Origin of the sequence: Mucilaginibacter sediminis (assembly GCF_051903035.1) — a bacterium.
Lineage (GTDB): Bacteria > Bacteroidota > Bacteroidia > Sphingobacteriales > Sphingobacteriaceae > Mucilaginibacter.
Genome location: NZ_CP170602.1, coordinates 1,998,597 through 2,019,180 on the forward strand (window position 1 = coordinate 1,998,597; position 20,584 = coordinate 2,019,180).

The following is a 20,584-nucleotide window of genomic DNA, read 5'->3' on the forward strand; positions in this document are numbered from 1 at the left end:
GTTAGATTATTGAATGAGAACCAATTATTGCACAGACTACAAAGATGACCGGAAAATATCGCTTGTTGATAATATCTACCATTTTGAGTAGCATATCTCGAACCACTGCAGCAGTGACTTGGGTCACACTATAAAATTCTTTGTGGATACTGCCGGTAGATATGTGCTGTTGTTTCTTAGACTCGTAGTGAAGTGCAATAAACCTCAGGATCTCTTTAATATTAGCTATGGCAAAGTGGCCGGATTCGTAAAACAACCTGACAATTAATGCCAGCTGCGCGACTGATATATTTAATGGCAGCTTTTCAGGTTTATATGAGTGTTTGGCGCCGGCTCCGTTGAAATCCTTTTTCCCTGCCAGCATCCTTGTAGCAATCTCATCGTTTAGCCAGGTTTCAAGCATAAGCTTAATAGTAGGCCATTCTGGATTATAACTAAAAGCAGGTTTAAGCTGTGCCGCCTTTATGATTGATAGATAGCGCATCAGGATTTCAATATGCTGTTCGTTGTTATCGGCATCAGCAAGTTCCAGGTTAACCAGATCCTGGTAATAGGAAAAAAAGCCCAGGTGGTTGTAATTCAGATACAGTAGTGCCATTGAGATCTGATTGTCCCAATCGCCTCTTTCCGTTTGAATAAAAACAGATGATAATTCCTTTAAAAATTCTTTCAGATAGATCAACTTACGAAAAGTGATCATCGTTTGCGGAAGTACAATTGAATTCAGAAAATCATGAATGGAAGACTGCAGTAATATTTCCACCTGCATATCGGACAATTGCCGCTGTAATTCCTTGATAATATCGCTTAGCTCCTGGAATGAAATTGCACGATAGGTTTCAGGAATTTTGCTTTCCAGGTTGAAATATTTCGAAAAAAAACGTTCGATGTAGTTCAACAATTCAAAAAGCTGGGATATAAACCACCTAATCAATTCTACGGTTACATCACGAAATGGTATGCTTTCCTCGTTATCACCTTTTAAAATATCATGGTAAGACTGTAAAAGGTCTGCAAATTCGATGATACCTGTCTGATGATATTGAATATAACGTTCTATAATATTATCCTTAGCCGCAGTAAAGATCGCTGTTGTCCATGAATCTTTGATGCGTACAGATTCGGATTCAACACTAGCCTTCCATAATGGAAGGTCCCGACGCCCTGCGTCAAATGCAGCAAGCTGTTCTGGCGCAAGGGCCAGAACAAATTCTTGCAACGTTTTAAGTTCGTATTTCAACAAGGTTATTTATTTAAATGTGGATAATTCGGTGAGTAGTTTAAACTTTGAAAATATGGGTCGTTGTTAATATGGTTATGGTTGTATTCGTCGGATCAGTCTCGCCCTTCACTGAATTTCCTGCATTCCGCACAGCATTATTCTTAAATATGTGCAGTGTATTGTTCCTTTTTTTTAAGTATTTCTCTGAATTATTTTTCATATTCTTAATATTTTTCAGGAAATTAACCTTGGGTTAATACTAAAGACCGTTTTATTACGCCAACGGCGCCTTGGTATAGGTGCATAACAAGCAATGACAATGAAATTACAATCAGAGCCGAAACATAAAATCACTATTGCCGACCGGATATACCCGCATATAATCGGCTGGTCAGTGTTTATATTGTATGAAATAGGCTTTGTTTATTTATCGACAGGAACGACATACACCCTGATCAGCTATATTTGTTATTACGCTTTAAATATTGCGTTGTTTTACACTAACGTAGGCCTACTGAATTATTCCTTCCGCCAACGTTTTCCATATTTAAAGGCTATCCTGTTTGGCTTTGTTGCATTGACCATTAGTGTAGCAATCAAATATTACCTTGATCAGGTTTTCCTAATCTTTAATATACACATGTGGTCTAAGCCTGGATATTTATACAAATTCGGTGTCCAGAACACATTCAGAGGTCTTTATTTTTTAGTCTTCAGTACCTTGTATTGGGCATTTTTAAGATTTATTGCCTATCGTAAGAACGTTAATGAAAAAGAGAGGCTCAACCTAGTCGTGTCAAAAGAAAAAGCGGAGTTGGAAAATAAGCTCGCAGATGTACGAAATGCCTACCTCCAGCACCAGATCAACCCTCACCTCCTGTTCAACACGCTCAACTTTATTTATAATAAAGTTTATCAAAATTCAGAGTCAGCTTCTGAGTGCGTTTTTCTACTTGCGGAAATTATGCGGTATTCCCTAAAGGAGGCCGACGAATCAGGAAAAAAGCTTTTAGAAATGGAGGTCGAACAAATCGATAACCTGATAAAAATCAACCGGCTGCGATATAACCACCCTTTATATATCAACTTCATTGTTACCGGAAGATTTACGGGAGTCAAAATTATCCCGCTAATCCTTTTAACATTTGTAGAGAATGTATTCAAACATGGCAATCTTAAAATTGAGGAGGATAAGGCCACTATGGAATTAAATGTGAATGAAAACAATGAGTTGACGTTTACAACCAGGAATATAAAGAAACAACAAAATCCCAACGATAGGTTAAAAAGCATTGGTGTCGAAAATGCTATAAAGCGACTTTCATACAACTACCCCGACCAATATAAACTGAACATATATGACGAAGAAGGAACATTTAACCTTTATTTATATATGCGTTTATGACTTTAACATGTTACATTGTAGATGATGAATATCATTCTATTGAAATTATTAAATCCTTTATTGAAAGGACGAAAGATGTTGAATTGCTTGGAAGTTCGGTAGATCCGGTTTCCGCTTTGAATACGATCAGCATCAGCAAACCGCCATCAGTCATTTTTATGGATGTAGATATGCCGGACTTGACGGGAATGGAATTCGCCGGAATGGTCAGCTATTATTCGCAGGTTATCTTTATCACTGCTTACCCGGAATATGCAATTGAAGCCTTTGAGAAAGATGCGATTGATTACATTTTAAAACCGCTAAACTATGAACGGTTTATAAAAAGCATCAATAAAGTACGAAGGAAACTTTGCGATGTTACGCCACAAAACACGGCCGATCATGAGTTTTTTTTCGTTTCTCATGAAACAAAAGGAAAAATGGTAAAAATTTTCCTTGATGACATTATTTTCTTTGAGTCGGTAGATAACTATATCAAGATACACACAGCTAACGGCACTTATCTTGTATACCTGATGCTCAGCGAGGTTGAAGACAAATTATTAAAGGAGCGTTTTTCCCGTATACATAAGTCATTTATTATTAACAACAGCAAGATAAGGACAATCGATGGTGCCTTTATCGGTCTGGAAGATAAAGCGAATACTATATTGCCCTTAGGGCGTTCATTTAAAGCTGATTTTATGCAGCAAATGAATACCAGGATTTGGAAAAGCAAAAGAAAAGCCCCTTAACTAACCGAGCCTGGCCTTCGCTGATATCTTGTATTTCAAAAGACAGAAATAAATAATAAACTCCTGTTCACGCTGCTGTTCTGAAAACAACCGGTTCAGATGCATATGAATCAGATCGGCCGCCAACTGCATCCGCCGATCAATTTTACTCGCGCTTAGTGGACCGAAAACGTTATCCACAGACCTTTTGAAATCTGCTGCTTTTTTTTGCATCCGAAGCCTTTTAAAATAGGACTTGTCTGCGATAAGACGATTGAGATCCTGTCTCAGACTTCGGTACTTGGAGTCCAGATCAATCTTGAGTGCCTGGTCTTTTCCGAATTCATTGAAAAACGAGTCAACCACCCTCCTGATGAAGGCTATCCCATCATCACCTTTATCGAAAACGGTATTGATTATCAGATGAACTGTCAGAAATCCAAAACTATAGATACTCATAAATTCAGGTTTTGCGCTGTATTTTCTTAAAAACAAAAGCGTTAGCACGCTGCTTGAACAAAAGAATTTTTCAACTGCCAAAATCGACTCCGAGCCATATCTTTCGAGTTCGCGGTTATAAGTATCCGCGTGATATTCTTTAATCACCTGGTATTGCAGTTGGGAAGATAAGGCCGATTTTATTTTTTTTAGAATTATCCCCAGATCACTGTCCTTTAACAGCAACCGTAATCGTATATGATGCGCAGAATCCTTATACCTTACAAAAAACCAGGTTTGAATTATTTCCTTGTTTCTACCACTTATAAAAGGAAATATTTTGGTTAGCAGCATCATATTTGCATTTTGTGGCGAGCAATATATTTTAAGATACAGCCATTTACCTCCAAGTGAAAAACTCCTTTTCCTGATTTCAGGTCGAATTTTCTCCCTGTTGCTTGTAGCTTGATACACCTTATCTTTGTTTACAAGGAAACCTATGAACTGTGTGATCACTGGTTTACCTTCCGAAGCTACCATGGAATCGACAATAAATTCCTGAATCAATAACCGCTTTAATCCTTTAATCGATTGAAGAAAAAAGTACTGGTCGGCTTCCTTATCGAGGTTAAATACCAATTGTTGGTCGTGCCGGGTCAATGCAACCCTTTCCGGAATTTTACATTTTGTTTTAAGTTCAATCAGTGCGGCAATTGATGACTTTTTTTCTTTCTGCTGCAATAACTCCAGCTCATTTCCAGTTATGACCCATTTAGCTAAAGTCAAAATAGTTTTTTTGAAGCATATTCTGGGGTAAAAGTTCATCTCCGGAAAATGGGATTCCATATCTAAATTAAAATTCGTTTGTATCCCCTGATATTGGAGGTCGCAAAGAAACCGAAATACAGCTAATTCGTTATTATTATGATTGTAAGCAGAAGTTAATCTTGGGATAACTATCCTTTTCAGACTTTGTGATTCCAGGATCATTCTGCCGTCATGAAAAGATAACCAAAGGTCATTTAATGGAATCTGCCTATTTTCCGGCAATTCAGAGCCTGTATTTATAGGTATTTCATAACTATATACCGGTGCCCTTTTATTGATGTTATCAACGTGTGGATACGACAATAAGCTGATATCAGCGAAGACCACCCCGGAATTAACGGCCTCCTCCGTTTCGGCAATATCTGCCGCAATATCCCTGACCTGATCATTCAGGGCAGCAAACCTGCCTATCAGTGAGGTCCCTGTAACCCCTCCAAGGCTTTCAATGTAGATTTCGTCATCAAATATTCTGAAAATCACCGGTAACGACGGGGGCAGGTTAGGGCTTATTTTATCTGTAAAAAGTTCAAAGTCTGTCGAATCCAGGTTGATTGGCCTATAACGGTCAGTGCCCTCGTATCCCAACCATTTGTTTAATAAAATTCGATGTGTCTCCGACCAGCTGATAGTCCTTTCAGGATTTTTCCCATTCGGAAATTTGATTTCAGTTAACAATTCCTGACCATGCAACAATTCCGGGCGGCCACCGTATCCAATTCCGGTTTCAGGATCCAGCACAAGCAATAATGGAACTTTCTGACGATCATATTTTTTAAGAAATTCCCGCTGAAATATTTCGAGTCCGGGTGGACCCGAAGGATTGCACAACTTTACCAGGCAATTGATGCCTTCGTATAATTGTAGCTGAAATTTTCGTCCTAATTTATTACGAATGACATCCCGGAACGAATTGGCATAATAGAATGTCTTTATATCGGAGATATCAAAACCGGGAAAATGTCCCAAAATTTCCTGCAAAACATAATCCAGCTGTGGTACATCGACATATTCAGCTTTTTCAAGTCGCTTATTCAACTCCATAAAGAAATCCCTGGTAGCAGGCATAACGGCCGCCTGAAAATTTGCCAGACGTTTTAAAAAGTCTGTCCCTATCATGTTAATTCCCTGCTCGGGTTTTATAACTTGGGCACTACGCAGGAATTCAAAATATTCCGTTGCCTGATCCTCATTGCAGGACGTAATATTGACGATAAACTTCCATATTTGTCTACCCTGCATTAACGATCCTTTAAATTCTTCCATAAGGCCAGATGTCAATTTATTTGCTTCGATTGATTCAAGCGTAAATGATGGCGCAATGCCGGCATCGTCGTTGCCAGACCAGATATACCGGTATTCGCGTCCAACTTTGTAAATAGTGGGGTTTAAGCGGTATTTTTGTTCATAAATCAGTTCATCTCCGACAACCTTTGCAATTCCCGCAATGACCTCCTGATCAGGTTGTATACTGATCTGAATTAGATCTTTACTAACAAGGTCGATCTCGGTAACATCACTCCACTCCACAACGGAATAAGAAGAGAACGCACCAAATGGCGTTGGGCGGAATGACATCCGGTTATAGTACTTATTGAGTGTCAGCTTTTCTTTGTCATTCAACTCGCCCCATTTAAAATCTTTTCTTGAAAGTAATCGGTAAAAAGAAGGATTTGCTAAATACACTGCATACCTGAAATAGGTATCAGTCAATATTAGCTCAAGGGAATCCAAATTATAGTCAATATAGCTATATACTGGATTTCTGGCTATTGCTCGGGCCGAAAACTGTAGCGGTAAAAATTCATCCATATATACTTTATAACCCTTTGTTTAAAACAGGTACAAATGGTTAACGGCAAGTATATTTATTCGCCCAATCCAAAAACAGTATACGAGTTCTTATAAAGTAAAATATTATTTTATAATGACATATAAATTCATAAACTCAGGCTGATAAACTTTTCCCTTAATTTTAATACTCTTAAAACTCATCAATAGATACTACTTATCAAAAATATTCCCAAAAAGGGTAATACATCTAAAATACGCCATAAAATATATACAAGACATATAAGGATAGTTAGTTGGTTCATTTAGCTCAAAGGGCGTTTAACAGCAGAATGTTCCTTTTGAGTTATCCTTGATTATATGCTACCCAATTACTACTATTTTGGCTATTCACAACGATCTTAATTTGTATAAAAATTAATACAAATGATCACGAACAACGAGGGGTTAAACTATGGCTTTTCAAAGCGGGAAAATATCTGGAGGGAAGCGTCAGTATTATTTACAGTACTTTTATTTTCATACGCAGCCATCAGTAAACTGATCAATTATGAGCAGGCACGGAATCAAATGCTGAACCAGGTATTCCCCCGTGATTTCGCTATGCTATTAACCTGGGCCGTGCCTTCTGTGGAATTGATTACCGTTTTATGTTTATCCTTTAATCGAACCGTTATTGTGGGACTATGGTTTAGCCTGACATTAATGATATCCTTCACGATTTATATCATACTGGGTTTACTACATGCTTTTTCAAGAATCCCCTGTTCCTGCGGCGGGATATTGGAAAACATGGGTTGGCAAACTCATCTTTTTTTTAATGCTGCCTGTATACTCATCATCATAACAGGGTTAATTCTTTCCATAAAAGAAAGGAGGATCGGTGACACGAGATAAAAAAACGAAATTATTTGATACAACGTGCCAGGCATGTTGCATCAACTCAGGAGGTGCCGAAAACCTGAAAACAGAGTAGGCATAAAACATACACAGCATAAAGATACTCTTTATGTTTCTCCATTATCTTTTAAAATTACCATTATGAAACGCGTAAAATTAAATCTCGCAATCGTTGCTGCCCTTTTAGGTTCTGGTGCAGCATTTGCAACATCTGCTTCTGCTACAAATGTTAAACCAGTAAATGTTTTATGGGGCCAGCGCAGTAACGGGACGTGGGCACAGACGACAACCAGTTCGACATGTACCCTGGACACAAAGATCTGTAAGGAATATTTTCCTGCAGGACAAGATCCTAACCTGGATGCTTCAGGCGGCACTGTTCAAACTGCAAACGGGCACATCAATTAATAAATCAAAAGCCGCCACAATTGGCGGCTTTTGATTTTAATTCTGTTGAATACCGCTGCGTTTTATTTCATAATCAGGAATCCTGAAAACGTACTTCTTCCCCATCGGTGCTAGCGTATGGGTGATATTTTGTACGGTATGGTATATAGTTACCGCATAAGCAAGGTCACTGTTCAATCTTCGCAGATCTGACCATCTTATACCTCTGCCGACCAATTCTTTCCTTCTCTCTTTCAAAATAATATGTAGTAAAGCGTTCGGCTCTTTCGTCGTAATATTAGTGAACGATCCCGTCTTATAGCGTTTCAAAAGTAGCGTATTTAAATCGCTAAGCGCATTATCTGCATGGCCGTTTCTCAAGCCAGCTTCTGCTTTTGTCAACAATAGTTCATCGTTTGCAATGCCACAAAAGAAATATCCGCCATCCCCATAACTACCTTTAAAATTGTATAAACCACTACCGTTGTCGACGTAGAATAAAGATTTTCTCAGATCATTGTCATCATAATCTCTATAAAGATTCGGATCAACATATGACAAGGGTGAACTGGTAAATGAGTAGTTGAGCAGCGCGGAATAAAAGACTACCTCATTACTGCTATTGGGCAATATCTGAGGAAACGGATTGTACGATGCAGGATCGAGGGTATTAAAATCCAGTAAGTAGTTGTTGACGGACAAAGCATTATTGGCAGAAGTTTCGGCGTTACGGTAATCTTGCATACTCAGATAGATCCGGGCCAGGAGCCCATCAGAAGCCCTTTTGTTTGGACGCGTCTTGTAGCTGGAATTTACGGGTAACAACGTTTGAGCCAACTTGATATCGTTGATAATCTGCGTATAAGTTTCTTCTATTGTTGCCCGCACCGATTTGATATTGACATCTGAATTCAACCTCAGCGGTATCCCAAGATCACTTTTAGCTGTCGATTTATTATAAGGCAGGCAAAACATCTGCGAGAGGTTATAAAAGGCAAATGCGCGTTGGAACAGTGCTTCACCTTTTACCCGGTTGTAATCAGATTGACTGACGGTACCATCTCTTAAATTATTTAAACCGTCCAAAACCACATTGCTGTAAAAAACCTGCTGATAGGGCGTATCCCAGTCAGACACGATAGAAATTCCCTGATAGGTATCATCTGCATAGATGTAAGCATTTTTTTCTGTGATCAAATACCACCCAAGCCATCCATCGTCAGTAGTGTAAAAATCATCTGAAGTTATTTCATTTAAGCCACAGGAAAAATTAAAGATGGTCGTGTTATCTAATAACGCGTCAAAATCGGCTAAGGTTGTGGGGACTAACAGTGACTTACTTGGTTTTGCATCCAAAAACCCTTTTTTACAGGAGATGTTTAAAAATGCTACCAAAAACGCGGCGAAGCAAATCCGTAGCATTTTATTTTTACGTTTGAGTTGTATATTATATTTCATAAAAATATTTTAAAGCTTTTAGAAATTCAGTTTAACTCCGGCCGCGATCGTCTTAATCGGCGGGTAATTCGAAGTGGCGTAATCAGGATCGAACGGTCCTTTTGTCGCTTTCCATAAAATACCAAGGTTATTCATATATAAATAGACCTGCAGATGCCTGACGGCACAACGATTAATTTTAAAAGCATTGACATCATAACTTAGGCTGATATCCTGGAGTCTGATGTTATCGGCCTTTTTAGCAAGCTGCGTGGAATACCTGTAAAGTTGGTCCCTATTATTATCGATGGCAGCAGGTAAGGATGGGACTTGCGTGGTCGTTTCATCACCTGGTTTTTGCCAGCGCTGCGCGTAATCTCCATAGGAATAACCCTGCCCGACGAGTACGGTCCCGTAATTGATCCCGTTCTGCCGGTAATAGTAGCCGAAACGGTAAGAAATATTTGCTGATAATGAGAATTGCTTAAATGCTACGGTGTTCCTCAATGAACCGAAAACAACTGGCCGTGTTGGCCCATCATAAACCAAATCTTTCACTGGAGTATTAGCGATTATAGCACCATAATCTTTACTGACCACGCCATTTAAATAACCCTGAGGATCGCCATTTAAAGGGTCCAGTCCTGCCCACCTATAGCTGTACAAAGCGAACAAAGGCCTGCTCATTAGGGGATATGATCCAAGATTACCGGAACTGGCGTAAGTAACGGCATCCGCTTCAACATTGTAATTGCTAACTTTATCGGTCACGTAACTGAACAATAATGTTGAAGACCATTTCAGGGCACCGGTGGTATTTTGAGAATTAAGGGTCAGATCGATTCCTTGGCCTTTGGTGCTGGCTGTATTACCAGTAAACACAGCGATTCCGGTCGATGGAGCAAATGGAGTATCCCCTATCAGATCAAGCCCTTGTTTGATAAAATATTCCCCGGTACCGTTCAGGCGATTTCCTCTTGTACGAAAATCAATTCCAAAGTTCACAACCCGATCCCGCTCCCATCGTAATTCAGGATTAGGTGGATTTATGATGGAAGCTGTGGGTGCGTTCAAAACAGAGTAATAGGCAGGGAAGTAATTAGCGGTAGTGTAAGCTGATACACTTTTATCGATATTGCCGTTATAACCGTACGTGGCCCTGACCTTGAGATAAGGTAAACCATCTAAATGATAAAACTTTTCCTCATTGACCACCCATCCCAACCCTGCGGACCATAGTGGTACCCCCTTTTGATTAGTGTTAACTCCAAATAAATTGGATTGGTCAAACCTGGCACTTCCCGATATAATATAACGATGGTTATAAGTGTAAGAGATATTAGAAAAATAAGAGCGATAGCGATCCGTAAGATCTCCTGCTAACTGGTTATTGGGAATCTGTTGTTGGGATATTGGGTAATTATATTGCGGAAAAGTGGAAATATAATCGACGCTGCTGCTGGTGGCGTGATCCTCATCATAACCGTATAAGCGCTCGGAATTAGAAACGGTATGAGCATCCTTGATCTCGTAACCCGCAAGTGCTATAAAATCGTGTATCTGATGAAAAGTATGGGTAAAATTTAGTTGTGCTCTAAAGCTTTGGCTGAAAAGCCGTGTGTTATCCATGTCTAATATGCCACCTATTGGAATATTATAATTAAAGGAGCCATCGGGATTAATAACAGTAAATCGATTGATCAAGTCCCTGGTGTAATAAGTTTGGAGGCTTTGCAAGTTTCTTCCATCAATGACGGCATTTTCATACTGATATAATAACATTGTATTTAAGCCGGGAATAATGGTGTATTTCAATTGCGCATTTAGGCGGTAATCTGTACTGCGAATATTATTGCTACCGTTTTTGAGATCGTCTACCGGCTTGTAGGTCCAGTCAAGCAAACCCGCTTGCTGGGCAGTCTGTACAAAAGCATTTCGATAATCGTGATTCATACTTAAAGAAGTTCCATTTGCGTCCGCCAAGCGGGCGTATGGATAGAGTGACTGGCCGTCCCCGGAATTAAGCCCAACCAGATCAGTACCTGTGTTATTAAGAGAGCGGTTGGATTTCGTTATATTAATGCCCGTGATAAATTCAAGTTTTTGCGGGATCAGGGCATAAGTATCATTAGCGGTGATAGTAACCCTGTTGTTTCCGTTGCTTATCAGGTTATCCAGATTTTTATCGTAGCCAACAGCTAAATAATATTTCTGATTAGCGCCGCCCCCGTTTAAATTCAGGGCATATTGCTGGTTTACTGTTTTGCGGTAAAAGTATTTTTGAAAATCATTTCTCACATCGTACTGCCGTAAAGCGTCAATTTGCGAATTTGCATTTTCGGAGGTAATGCTTCCATTTCTGGCTGCATACAACAAGTCAACTGCGGGAGTTAAAGCTCTGTTTCTTCTCGAGGCGGCTATACTGTTATAGTAACCATTGTTGAACAGCATTTTTTCGAGGTCAATATAGTCAGATGATGACATTTTGGGCTGATAAAAGATATCAGGCTTTTCGCCTATGGTAGTATTTACATTGAGGTTGACTTCGATCTGATGATTGTAGGCACCTTTTTTTGTCGTGATCACTATTACACCGTTTCCCGCCCTCGCTCCCCATATAGATGCGGCGGCGGCATCTTTCAATACTGTAATGCTTTCGACATCGTTAGGGTTTATATTATTGATATCTCCGTCGTACGGAAAATTATCAACCACAATGAGTGGCTGCGCATTCGCGAATAGCGTACTTCTACCACGTATGCTGATCGTGTTGCTTCCAACTCCTTTACCTTTATTAAAAATAAGGCCGGAAGTTACATCCTCAAGGCGGCTGAGCACGTCGGTGCTTGCCCTTCTGTTAAGTAAATTATTGTCTATCTGGACAAATGAACCCGTAGTTTTTTCGGCAGTAATTTGTTGAAAGCCCGTCGATACTACCACCTCTTTGATTGCCATGGTTTCTGGAATAAGGGCAATAGTCAATCCTTTCTTTGCAAATATCTTTATTGAGAGGCTTTTGTACCCGATAAATACAACAGACACCATACGGCCTGAATCGGGGATAGAAATATTGAAAAACCCATTCTCATCGGTAATTATTTTATCATTGTTTGCATGGATTATTATTGTGGCTCCTGATAGGGGGGTGTTTCCTTCCCTGGAAACTACCCTACCTTTCGTATTTACCTGGCAAAAAGCAAATAAAGGGGCGCACAACAGCCATATTGCCATTGTGAATCTGATCATGTTGAATAAATTAAAAGGAACTACTTATTTATTTTTGCGATTTGAGGTACCGAATCCGATATGGTCAATACATCTGCCTTCTCTAATTTCCGGATCAATTTAAGGCCATACTTGTCAAGCTGTTCGTTTACCTGGTCTATATCTCTCATATCAGCCTCTATATCCATATCTACCTGAGCGGTATATCCTGTTTCGTTCTTTAATATCAGTCCGGATTCCTGTTGAAAAACCCTGAACCGGCTGAGAAAAACGTTAAGATTGCAATTAATCAAGTTGCCGCCGGTCACATCAAATGCAACAGATGATTTTCCGGTAGATGAAACCGGGATAGTGGTTGATTTTGTCCGCACCAGTGCAAGGCAGCTTTTTTGTTGCTGCTTGACTATGGCCTTATATTGCGGAAAATAAAATTCCAGGTCCATACGCATTTTGGCCAATGCCTCACCAGTATCGCGGTTAGCGACAACTAACTCGTAACAAAAACCTTTTTTATTGTCCAGCCAATCCACAAATGCTTGTCCGCTTAAAGATGTATTGAGCATAGTAGTATCTTTTACGGCCAGGTTAGTTTGGTTCCAATCGAATGCCCGGGCACTTTTGCTCATGGCGATCTGGTAAAGCTGAGCGATAGTTAAATTTAAGGCAGTAATCCTATGATACCCGGTAGTTATATTTTTGTTAAACAAATCGTTGTAATAGCCACATCCTAATCCAGGCTTATAAGCGGTCAGAATACTATAGGATTTAATTTCCTGGTTGCCCGAAGGGTTGCTGATATCGAAAAGTGGTTTTATAGAATTATAATCCACGATAATATCACGTTTTAAGCCGACATCCATTTTTCCCCCGTTGAGCGCTTTCCTGATCTTTGATGAATTGATAGCCTCATAGCCGGTAATAGCTATTACGACTCCATTCCTATCGATCCAGACATAATGCGGCAGTGAACCATGCGGAAATAATTTATTTAATACCGAATCACTATAGGCTTCAGTAAGACTGAACGGATGTTGCTTTTTTAACCTCTCCAGAAATGGCACTACGGTCTTTCCAGGTTGATCAGTAACGGATAAAAATTGCAGATCGGGACCTAATTCTTTTTGCAGAGAATCCATCTTTGGAATCATATGGATACAGGGGGAACACCAGGTTGCCCAAAAGTCTATTATAAGTAATTTACCTTTAAAATCCGATAATTTAGCTGAACTGGATTTATATCCAATCATATTATTAATAGTAACATCCGGCACGTTATCCCCAATAGCGAGACCGTCGTGTCCGGCCAGTTGTGCTTTAGAAACGGTCGGAAAGATGGTCATTAGCAAAATCATCAACAGGATATAAAATAAGGCGATATAAATACCCGACCGGGCATGTTTTAATCCGTCAAAGTCGACGTTAACAGAATTGCCAGCAGGCATTTCTTGAATTGTGGGAACCTTCCCAAAAGGCAATAGCTTACCTGGGAAGCCAATTTTTAGCTTCATAAATTTGAAAAATAGTTAGAACGGTAAGAAAATTAGACTAACAAAAAAGAAGAAATATGAAACGGCAACCCATAAAAAGGACATTAACTACTAAGCTGATCATAGGTTGCCGCATCCCTAAATATCATTCGGGTGGGCAGATAACTAACATTAAAAGGTTTCTAACAGCACGCATAACACAGAAATTAAAAAGTGTTTATACCGTAAGTTGAGAAGTGCCTAACAATAAGTAAGGCGTGGAACTCAGCTTACTGCTCTGGAGGTACTGGTATACCGTGAACGAATAAGTGAGCCCACGCCATTAGCGTGAGCACTTTCACCTATCCTCTCGTTCGTCTTAAATTACCAGTTTTCCAGAGCGAGATTAAAGTGCGAATGCTTCAATTATTAGTAAGAAGGAATCGCAAAAATAAAAAGTATTTACATTACTCTTGTTAATTACAAAACACTAAAATACAAAATATTTCAATTGGTACATAATAATGTACCAATTTATTTTTTCACTGTTCTCATATTTCAGGCATGAATGACGACGAAAAAGATTTATTTAATTCTTCCTTAGGGGAGAAAATTAAATCTATTCGAAAAGGTCATAATTTTGGCGTTCGAGAACTTGCATTGATTGCGGAAATAGAACATCATCAGTTAATTAACATTGAAAAAGGTCGAGTTGACATTCGGCTTTCTACTTTAAGAAAAATAGCAAAAGCTTTGAAATGCACCCCAAAAGATTTGTTGGATTTTGAATTCGAAATTAATTCAATAAAAATCAAGTAAATATTAAATTCCGCGATTATATTTCTTAACCTGCAAATTAAACATACCTATTATGTTTAATTTTATAATGAACAGAAGCACAATGGCTACCTTGTTCGATTTAAAAAGCAAAAGATTCCATACTATAGGTAAATTTAGCTAATAATCCAGTAGTGCTTTATAATTAAAAATTAATCTAAATCCTAATTTAATTTCGGGATATCTCTCCTTTTACTTAGTTCTTATTTGTTTTGATGTAAATAGTCATCCAATACTGATTTTCATAACATCTTCTATTCGAGTAGTGTAGCACGTACACAAATTAGGCGCATTGAGTTGTAATTGTTTATCGTTGCCTTGTGCATCTAATTGGACTGTGTTTCGTCCGTAACGGATATTGATATTGTCTAAAGCTTTAGATAGTTTGGCTTCCAAAGCCAGCCCGTAGGGGAACGTTCTCTAACCCTTTTTTAGCAAATTTAAGATTATTGGCAGTGTCTTAATTTTTTAACATTCTAATAATCAACTCAGTGTAAACCATTGGAATATTAATTCGACTGGATTTCATTTAACGTAATGTTGTTGTGAACGTTCTCCGGTTCTTTTGCTTCTTTTCTTGCAAGAAAAGAAGCAAAAGAACCGGAGAAAATTTAAGCATTTTTTAATTTTCTAGTTGATGATCTCGGGGCTTACAACCACTTACTTTAAATCCATGCCCCATTCGAAATTAGTATACCAGGCTCAATGTTGGCGGGGCGATCACGTTTTTGGCCAGCTATAGCCTGGAAGCGGAGGTTCCGGGAGGCCTGACCAGACTGTTCTGTGCGGTTTAGAGCACCTAGTTGTGCAACGAGTACAAGAAAAACAATCAAAAACCAATAGCTTTACAAACTGTAACAGAATTCCACGGCTGTTATTAGCGTCTCAATTTAAATCGTTTTGCGTTAAATTAAATTTCTACTGTGAACAAATAAACCGCGAAGAAAACTTAAGTTAAAAGCTTATTCCTCAAACATACCCGATAACGCATTATTAAAAAGCTCTTGTACCATAACCCTTGCTAATATTCAGATCACGAAGTTTGTTGAAAAGGTCTACCATGGTACCATTTTCCATAATCCATTCCATTATGATCTGAAGCATTTCGTCGGCATCAGTATTGTAGGTCATCCTACCATCCCCGCCGCGAGTGCCGTCTTTCCTGATTCTTTTCCCGCGGGTCAGATAGGTGTTCTTTTCTTCATAAATGAAATCTCGCGCGGCTTTATTCGAAGGTCCTTTAGGTAAATGCGCACGTAGTAACCTATTAATTCCTTTGTAATAAAGGTCAAATTTCTTCTCAGGATCATCAATATTACTGAGGGCCGTTTGAAGAATTTCTCTTTGTCGTTCCAGGTCGCCTGTGGGTGAAATAATTAACTGCTCGCCTTTGACCTGATCAGAGGCAGCCAGGATATTTTGCTTGAGTTGTTCGTCTGCTAATTCTTTTTCTGTTTTTTTTCGCTGATCTGGTTTGTTCTCTTCTTCGGCCATGGTAATTAAATATTAAAAATGTTTTCCTTTAAGTAGTTTACGGTATCTTCAATACGTTCCTTATCAAATGGATCGATATTGATATCCTTTAAGGCCAGCTTAACGTCGGCTTCAGTGTGTTTGTATTTTGCCCAGAAGCTGCCTTTTCCTGCGGCATCCATATCCCAACAATAAAAATTATATATCATGGAAGGATGAATCTGGTGCTCCCTTGCAAAGTTGGCCACCACCAAAGGGCTGTCGATATATTTGTAAATAAACCTGGACCGCTCAGCAGGTAAAAAGTAATCACGGGCAAACTCATCAGCTTTATCTTCCTGAAGCAAAAAGAGATCGGCTTCACCGGTTAAATGAAAAACATTACGTTCGATTTCATCAAAATCGAAAATTACGTGGTGCAATTCATGCAGCAAGGCGAACCATATAGTTGCGTATCGTTTATTAAGATCCGTCAGAACAATACAAGGTTTACTGTTAATGACAAAGGTTGCCCCTCTGACCTGCGTAGTTTGTAAATGCGGTTGATAGATTACGCTAACTCCTATATTATACAACGCCTGGGTGACTGTCCGAAGCCCGGTGGTCACGTTCATGCTATAGGGTTTGATCTTAGCAATAAGCTCTATCAGTTTCGTCTTATCATACGAATTAGAATTTTTCAGGCAATCAAAATGCGCATAAGCGGACCTTACCCAAAATTCGCGCATCAGGCCACTTTCACTTTTCTTTGTTTTGCTAAATGCAGGAATGATTTGTTTGTTGGAATATTGAAAAATGGATTTTAGTCCGAAATAAGTAACAATACGTTTTTCTATTTGATCAAAATCCGTTTTAGTTGTCAAAAAACCTGATTTCGCCAGGTTTTTGATGTCAAACGTCGACAGGATGTAAGATTTCTTTTTCGCATCTTCCAATTCACCTACCATTTCCTGTGGCATATCATTAAGGAATAATTTTAATAACGCGTCCATTTGCAGCCCTAGGAATTGCCCAAGCTTCAATAAATTAATTACATCCACTCGTTTGGCTGAACCATCCAATATGCCCTCCAGTGTGCGTTTCTGCATATTCAGCATTTTTTCTGCCTGGTTAATGGTGATGCCGTGCCGTGCAAGCCTAGCATCAAAAATTTCCTTAATCGAATTGGTTTCACCTTCCCACACGTCAACCGGGGAAAGCATTTTGTAGAATTCGTTCAGAAACTGATTTTCATCCATAGTGTAACAAAAATGAAAATAATTATTGGGATATTCAAATAAAAGTTATGTAAATTTACATAACTTTTAAAATAGATTCAATGCCTGCTTTTCTAGTTGCCGAGCCAGATGCCCACCACGATTACGCGCACAGTGTAGCATTGGAGAGAGATATACATATTTCTGAAGTTACTCAGCGCGGGCGAAAAGGTTATAAGTGTATAGGTTGCCAGCGCGAGATGCAAGCCGTATTACCAAAAGTCCAAAATTATAGACCATATTTCCGTCACGACGCAAAATTTATCAAACCCGGTGATAAATGCACTTTTAAAGATGAGGATTACAGGCGTAAACTTGCCGCCACGACACTGGAGCTAAATAAAGAGATCAAGGTTCCTCCGGTTTACAAATATCCCCCTAAAGGTGTGGCCGGATTGGCGCTGTTTCTTTTGCCGGGAACTGTCATTGCCGCGAGCCGTGTTGAAAAAAATAAATATTTTTTTGAAGATCATAATGGCAATATAAAGGCGGATTTTAGTTATCATGGGCCACAGGAAGAATTGTTATTTAAGGCCGATATAGTTTTTTATGACGAAAACGATGAGCCTATACTATTTATCCAATTAGGTAAAAGAAAAAAATTAACTGTAAATGAATTTGCCGGATTAAAACGGCTACGTGTTAATACGATCAAGTTAACAATACCAAAGGAATCTGCTGAGGCAATAGAAATTTCTCAAAAAAAGGGCGACCGCGCCAAATGGTTATACCACGATGATGAACAACAAATCGCTTATTTTTCAGTACCCACCGATCTTGGAGATGGAATACCTGCAATTGATGGAGACCCGGATAGACTTTCTGAAGAAAGTTACGACTGCCGAAAGGTACAAGTTAACAATCTCATACGAGCACTTGGCCGATGTTTGGAATCAGAACCGTACCGCACGGCAGAACGAGCAGTTGTTACAGCTATCGGAAGAACTGAACTCGCAATCAAGCGAGTTGGAGAACGACGGGCTGTTTTTGAAGAACAATATCGAAACGACGCTGAAACAACATATCGCGGAGAGTTGGACGAAATTGAAGCAAGACGAGTTCAATTTAGAACTACAAAAGCAGGACTTAACGGACGTTATCAACGCCTGGACGAAAGATATCAATCAACAAAACAGCGACTTAGAGAAGAGAAAGCGTTACTTGATGCAAACATCCGGCAGGAAGAAATCGCGCTTGGCGGAACAGGAAAAACAATTGGACAATTACAAGACGATGCTGACCGAGAGCACAAAGCAACACGAGATCGATTGGATGAACAATTTGGAAGAGAACTCGAATCAATTGGAGCTGAGCAAGAACGAGTGGAACGAGCTATTGCAATTGAAAGAGCAGCTATCGAGCGATTACGCGCAGATATTACAAATGCACCAGCAGAACTTATCAGAAAGCAACACAGCCAGCGAAGCTATCATGAGCGACTTGAAGCAGCAGAAAAAGAAATTATCGGTGGACTTGAAAAAGAACGAGATGGAAGACAAGAACGTATTGATGGCGCACGAAGTGATCTTGCAGCGCGATTTGACGAGTTACGAAGACAAACTGCTCTTGCCGCTGAAAACAAAGATACTGAAGGAGGAACCGGCTTGTCCCAACGACTTAAAGCACTTAGTCCTGCAAGAGGATATGTTTTGGCTGTCGAGAATGGCAAAGCAGATAGCCGAAGACTCCGTAAAGCGAAGGATTTTATTGGAACAGCAGCTTTTCAATCTTGGCTATTACAACGTCAGCGTGGATGAATTAATTGAAGTGGCTAATAAGTAATTAACGATGCTAACTACAAAAATACTAGGTAAGGGTAATCATCAGGTTTTATATAGAACCGAGGCTGTAAAATAAACTGTGTCAAAGTGTAAATAATTACCTTTAACATAGTTTAAAATGAAGCAAGACGAGTCGCTCGAGTACGAGCAAATGAAAAAGAAAGCCTTAGAGCAACTCCGCTCGGGCAAGTCACTTTATGGCAAAGATGGCGCGTTTGCGCCGTTGCTGAAAAGTTTTTTAGATGCGGCATTAGAAGCTGAGCTGGAAAACCATCTGGATGAAGCCGAACGCAGTTCGGGCAACCGAAAGAATGGCAAGACCAGTAAGGATGTGCGTACCTCTGATGGCACTATATCGGTTAGTACGCCCCGTGACCGCAATTCCAGCTTTGAGCCTGAACTGATCCGCAAGCGTGAAACAATCCTTGCTGAGAGTCTGGAATCAAAGATCATCGGCATGTATGGTTTAGGGATGAGTTTGCGTGATATCTCTAAACATATCAAGGATATGTACGATACAGAGATCAGTCATAGCACCTTATCAGCCATTACCGACAAAATCATCCCCGAAGTAAAGGAATGGCAATCGCGGCCGCTTGATGAGCTTTATACAATTGTATGGCTCGATGCGATGCACTACAAGGTCAAAGAAGACCATCGGATGGTATCACATGCTGTTTACAATATTCTGGGTATTGACCGCAATGGGCATAAAGAACTGTTGGGGATGTATGTTTCTCAAAGCGAAGGGGCTAACTTTTGGCTATCGGTCTTAACAGACCTACAGAATCGTGGGGTAAAGGATATCCTGATTGCCTGTATCGATAACCTGAATGGTTTTCCGCAAGCAATTAATACCGTATTCCCACAAACAGAAATCCAGACATGTATCGTCCGTCAGATCCGTAACAGTCTGAAGTATGTAGCCTCAAAAGATCAGAAAGTATTTATGAAAGACCTTAAGCCGGTTTATCAAGCCGAAACATTAGAACTGGCTGAACTGCGGTTAGATCAACTGGAAGAAAAGTGGGGTAAGAAATATGAGAAAGTATTAGAATCCTGGCGTAACAACTGGGTAAAGCTTACCACCTATTTCCGTTATGACGCAGCTGGCAGAAAACTCATCTATACCACTAATACCATTGAAGGCTTTCATCGCCAAGTCAGAAAAGTTACCAAAACAAAGGGTGGTTTCACCTCTGATATGGCATTGTTAAAATTGATTTATCTGGCCCATAACAACATCAAACAAAAATGGACGATGCCACTTTCGAACTGGGCTATGACCGCCCAGAAACTGGCCATTTGGTTTCCCGGAAGAATGATATTAGATTTGATGTAGAAATCAGGCCCAGGCACAGTTTATTTTACAGACCAATAGAACCAACCCGAGTTATATCCTCCATGTCGGTCACCATACCGGAC

At 39.6% G+C, this 20,584-nt stretch carries 15 protein-coding genes; 7 read left to right on the forward strand and 8 right to left on the reverse strand.

Annotated features, from left to right (window positions below; genetic code table 11):
* Position 1: 1 nt before the first annotated feature.
* Entirely contained in the window at positions 2 to 1,240 is a 1,239-nt protein-coding gene (locus ACFGVS_RS07900) for a hypothetical protein (protein ID WP_439698165.1), read from the reverse strand.
* 622 nt (positions 1,241 to 1,862) lie between these two features.
* On the opposite strand from ACFGVS_RS07900, the gene ACFGVS_RS07905 reads away from it, so the two are divergent.
* Positions 1,863 to 2,627 (forward strand): sensor histidine kinase, encoded by a 765-nt coding sequence (locus ACFGVS_RS07905; RefSeq protein ID WP_439699238.1) that lies wholly within the window; start codon positions 1,863 to 1,865, stop codon positions 2,625 to 2,627.
* Positions 2,624 to 3,364: a LytR/AlgR family response regulator transcription factor gene (locus tag ACFGVS_RS07910; RefSeq protein WP_439698166.1), complete on the forward strand. Its 741-nt coding sequence runs from the start codon at positions 2,624 to 2,626 to the stop codon at positions 3,362 to 3,364. Before ACFGVS_RS07905 ends, ACFGVS_RS07910 begins: the two co-directional genes overlap by 4 nt.
* Here ACFGVS_RS07910 and ACFGVS_RS07915 read toward each other — a convergent pair whose 3' ends face one another.
* Complete coding sequence (locus tag ACFGVS_RS07915) at positions 3,365 to 6,418, reverse strand: lantibiotic dehydratase (RefSeq protein WP_439698167.1); 3,054 nt, start codon at positions 6,416 to 6,418, stop codon at positions 3,365 to 3,367.
* A gap of 405 nt (positions 6,419 to 6,823) precedes the next feature.
* On the opposite strand from ACFGVS_RS07915, the gene ACFGVS_RS07920 reads away from it, so the two are divergent.
* Positions 6,824 to 7,294, forward strand: a complete 471-nt coding sequence (locus tag ACFGVS_RS07920) for a MauE/DoxX family redox-associated membrane protein (protein ID WP_439698168.1) — start codon at positions 6,824 to 6,826, stop codon at positions 7,292 to 7,294.
* A 144-nt stretch (positions 7,295 to 7,438) separates the two neighbouring features.
* A complete protein-coding gene (locus ACFGVS_RS07925; protein WP_439698169.1) occupies positions 7,439 to 7,705 on the forward strand; it encodes a DUF6520 family protein in 267 nt (88 codons plus the stop codon).
* A 36-nt stretch (positions 7,706 to 7,741) separates the two neighbouring features.
* On the opposite strand, the gene ACFGVS_RS07930 is transcribed toward ACFGVS_RS07925, so the two are convergent.
* Genes ACFGVS_RS07930 through ACFGVS_RS07940 form a run of 3 tightly spaced genes read right to left on the reverse strand, consistent with a single transcriptional unit; the run spans position 7,742 to position 13,854 of the window.
* Positions 7,742 to 9,142, reverse strand: a complete 1,401-nt coding sequence (locus ACFGVS_RS07930; RefSeq protein WP_439698170.1) for a RagB/SusD family nutrient uptake outer membrane protein — start codon at positions 9,140 to 9,142, stop codon at positions 7,742 to 7,744.
* Between the two features lie 18 nt (positions 9,143 to 9,160).
* Positions 9,161 to 12,352, reverse strand: a complete 3,192-nt coding sequence (locus ACFGVS_RS07935; protein WP_439698171.1) for a SusC/RagA family TonB-linked outer membrane protein — start codon at positions 12,350 to 12,352, stop codon at positions 9,161 to 9,163.
* Between the two features lie 35 nt (positions 12,353 to 12,387).
* The gene (locus ACFGVS_RS07940; RefSeq protein ID WP_439698172.1) at positions 12,388 to 13,854 is read right to left on the reverse strand and encodes a TlpA family protein disulfide reductase; all 1,467 of its coding nucleotides are present in this window, start codon (positions 13,852 to 13,854) and stop codon (positions 12,388 to 12,390) included.
* A 522-nt stretch (positions 13,855 to 14,376) separates the two neighbouring features.
* Between ACFGVS_RS07940 and ACFGVS_RS07945 the strand changes: the two genes are divergently transcribed.
* Positions 14,377 to 14,631 carry a helix-turn-helix domain-containing protein gene (locus ACFGVS_RS07945; protein ID WP_439698173.1) on the forward strand — a complete coding sequence of 85 codons (255 nt, stop codon included), beginning with the start codon at positions 14,377 to 14,379 and terminating at the stop codon, positions 14,629 to 14,631.
* A gap of 243 nt (positions 14,632 to 14,874) precedes the next feature.
* Here the strand turns inward: ACFGVS_RS07945 and ACFGVS_RS07950 are convergent, their stop codons facing one another.
* The 3 genes from ACFGVS_RS07950 to ACFGVS_RS07960 all read right to left on the reverse strand — a co-directional run bounded on the left by ACFGVS_RS07950 (position 14,875) and on the right by ACFGVS_RS07960 (position 17,360).
* Positions 14,875 to 15,045, reverse strand: coding sequence for a DUF4113 domain-containing protein (locus ACFGVS_RS07950; RefSeq protein ID WP_439698174.1), 171 nt, complete (start codon positions 15,043 to 15,045; stop codon positions 14,875 to 14,877).
* Positions 15,046 to 15,642: 597 nt separating this feature from the next.
* On the reverse strand, positions 15,643 to 16,143 hold the full coding sequence (locus ACFGVS_RS07955; protein ID WP_439698175.1) for a hypothetical protein: 501 nt from the start codon (positions 16,141 to 16,143) through the stop codon (positions 15,643 to 15,645).
* A 5-nt stretch (positions 16,144 to 16,148) separates the two neighbouring features.
* Entirely contained in the window at positions 16,149 to 17,360 is a 1,212-nt protein-coding gene (locus ACFGVS_RS07960) for an ImmA/IrrE family metallo-endopeptidase (protein ID WP_439698176.1), read from the reverse strand.
* An 80-nt stretch (positions 17,361 to 17,440) separates the two neighbouring features.
* Between ACFGVS_RS07960 and ACFGVS_RS07965 the strand changes: the two genes are divergently transcribed.
* Both ACFGVS_RS07965 and ACFGVS_RS07970 read left to right on the forward strand, forming a co-directional pair.
* Positions 17,441 to 19,135: a hypothetical protein gene (locus ACFGVS_RS07965; RefSeq protein ID WP_439698177.1), complete on the forward strand. Its 1,695-nt coding sequence runs from the start codon at positions 17,441 to 17,443 to the stop codon at positions 19,133 to 19,135.
* Positions 19,136 to 19,277: 142 nt separating this feature from the next.
* A complete protein-coding gene (locus tag ACFGVS_RS07970; RefSeq protein ID WP_439698178.1) occupies positions 19,278 to 20,501 on the forward strand; it encodes an IS256 family transposase in 1,224 nt (407 codons plus the stop codon).
* Positions 20,502 to 20,584 lie beyond the last annotated feature (83 nt).

Bases quoted from the DNA above. Each gene is read 5' to 3' on its own strand.
- ACFGVS_RS07945 (WP_439698173.1), top strand. From the start codon at position 14,377: ATGAATGACGACGAAAAAGATTTATTTAATTCTTCCTTAGGGGAGAAA.
- ACFGVS_RS07925 (WP_439698169.1), top strand. From the start codon at position 7,439: ATGAAACGCGTAAAATTAAATCTCGCAATCGTTGCTGCCCTTTTAGGT.
- ACFGVS_RS07920 (WP_439698168.1), top strand. From the start codon at position 6,824: ATGATCACGAACAACGAGGGGTTAAACTATGGCTTTTCAAAGCGGGAA.
- ACFGVS_RS07960 (WP_439698176.1), bottom strand. From the start codon at position 17,360: ATGGATGAAAATCAGTTTCTGAACGAATTCTACAAAATGCTTTCCCCG.
- ACFGVS_RS07910 (WP_439698166.1), top strand. From the start codon at position 2,624: ATGACTTTAACATGTTACATTGTAGATGATGAATATCATTCTATTGAA.
- ACFGVS_RS07930 (WP_439698170.1), bottom strand. From the start codon at position 9,142: ATGAAATATAATATACAACTCAAACGTAAAAATAAAATGCTACGGATT.
- ACFGVS_RS07955 (WP_439698175.1), bottom strand. From the start codon at position 16,143: ATGGCCGAAGAAGAGAACAAACCAGATCAGCGAAAAAAAACAGAAAAA.
- ACFGVS_RS07965 (WP_439698177.1), top strand. From the start codon at position 17,441: ATGCCTGCTTTTCTAGTTGCCGAGCCAGATGCCCACCACGATTACGCG.
- ACFGVS_RS07940 (WP_439698172.1), bottom strand. From the start codon at position 13,854: ATGAAGCTAAAAATTGGCTTCCCAGGTAAGCTATTGCCTTTTGGGAAG.
- ACFGVS_RS07970 (WP_439698178.1), top strand. From the start codon at position 19,278: ATGAAGCAAGACGAGTCGCTCGAGTACGAGCAAATGAAAAAGAAAGCC.
- ACFGVS_RS07915 (WP_439698167.1), bottom strand. From the start codon at position 6,418: ATGGATGAATTTTTACCGCTACAGTTTTCGGCCCGAGCAATAGCCAGA.
- ACFGVS_RS07905 (WP_439699238.1), top strand. From the start codon at position 1,863: ATGTGGTCTAAGCCTGGATATTTATACAAATTCGGTGTCCAGAACACA.
- ACFGVS_RS07935 (WP_439698171.1), bottom strand. From the start codon at position 12,352: ATGGCAATATGGCTGTTGTGCGCCCCTTTATTTGCTTTTTGCCAGGTA.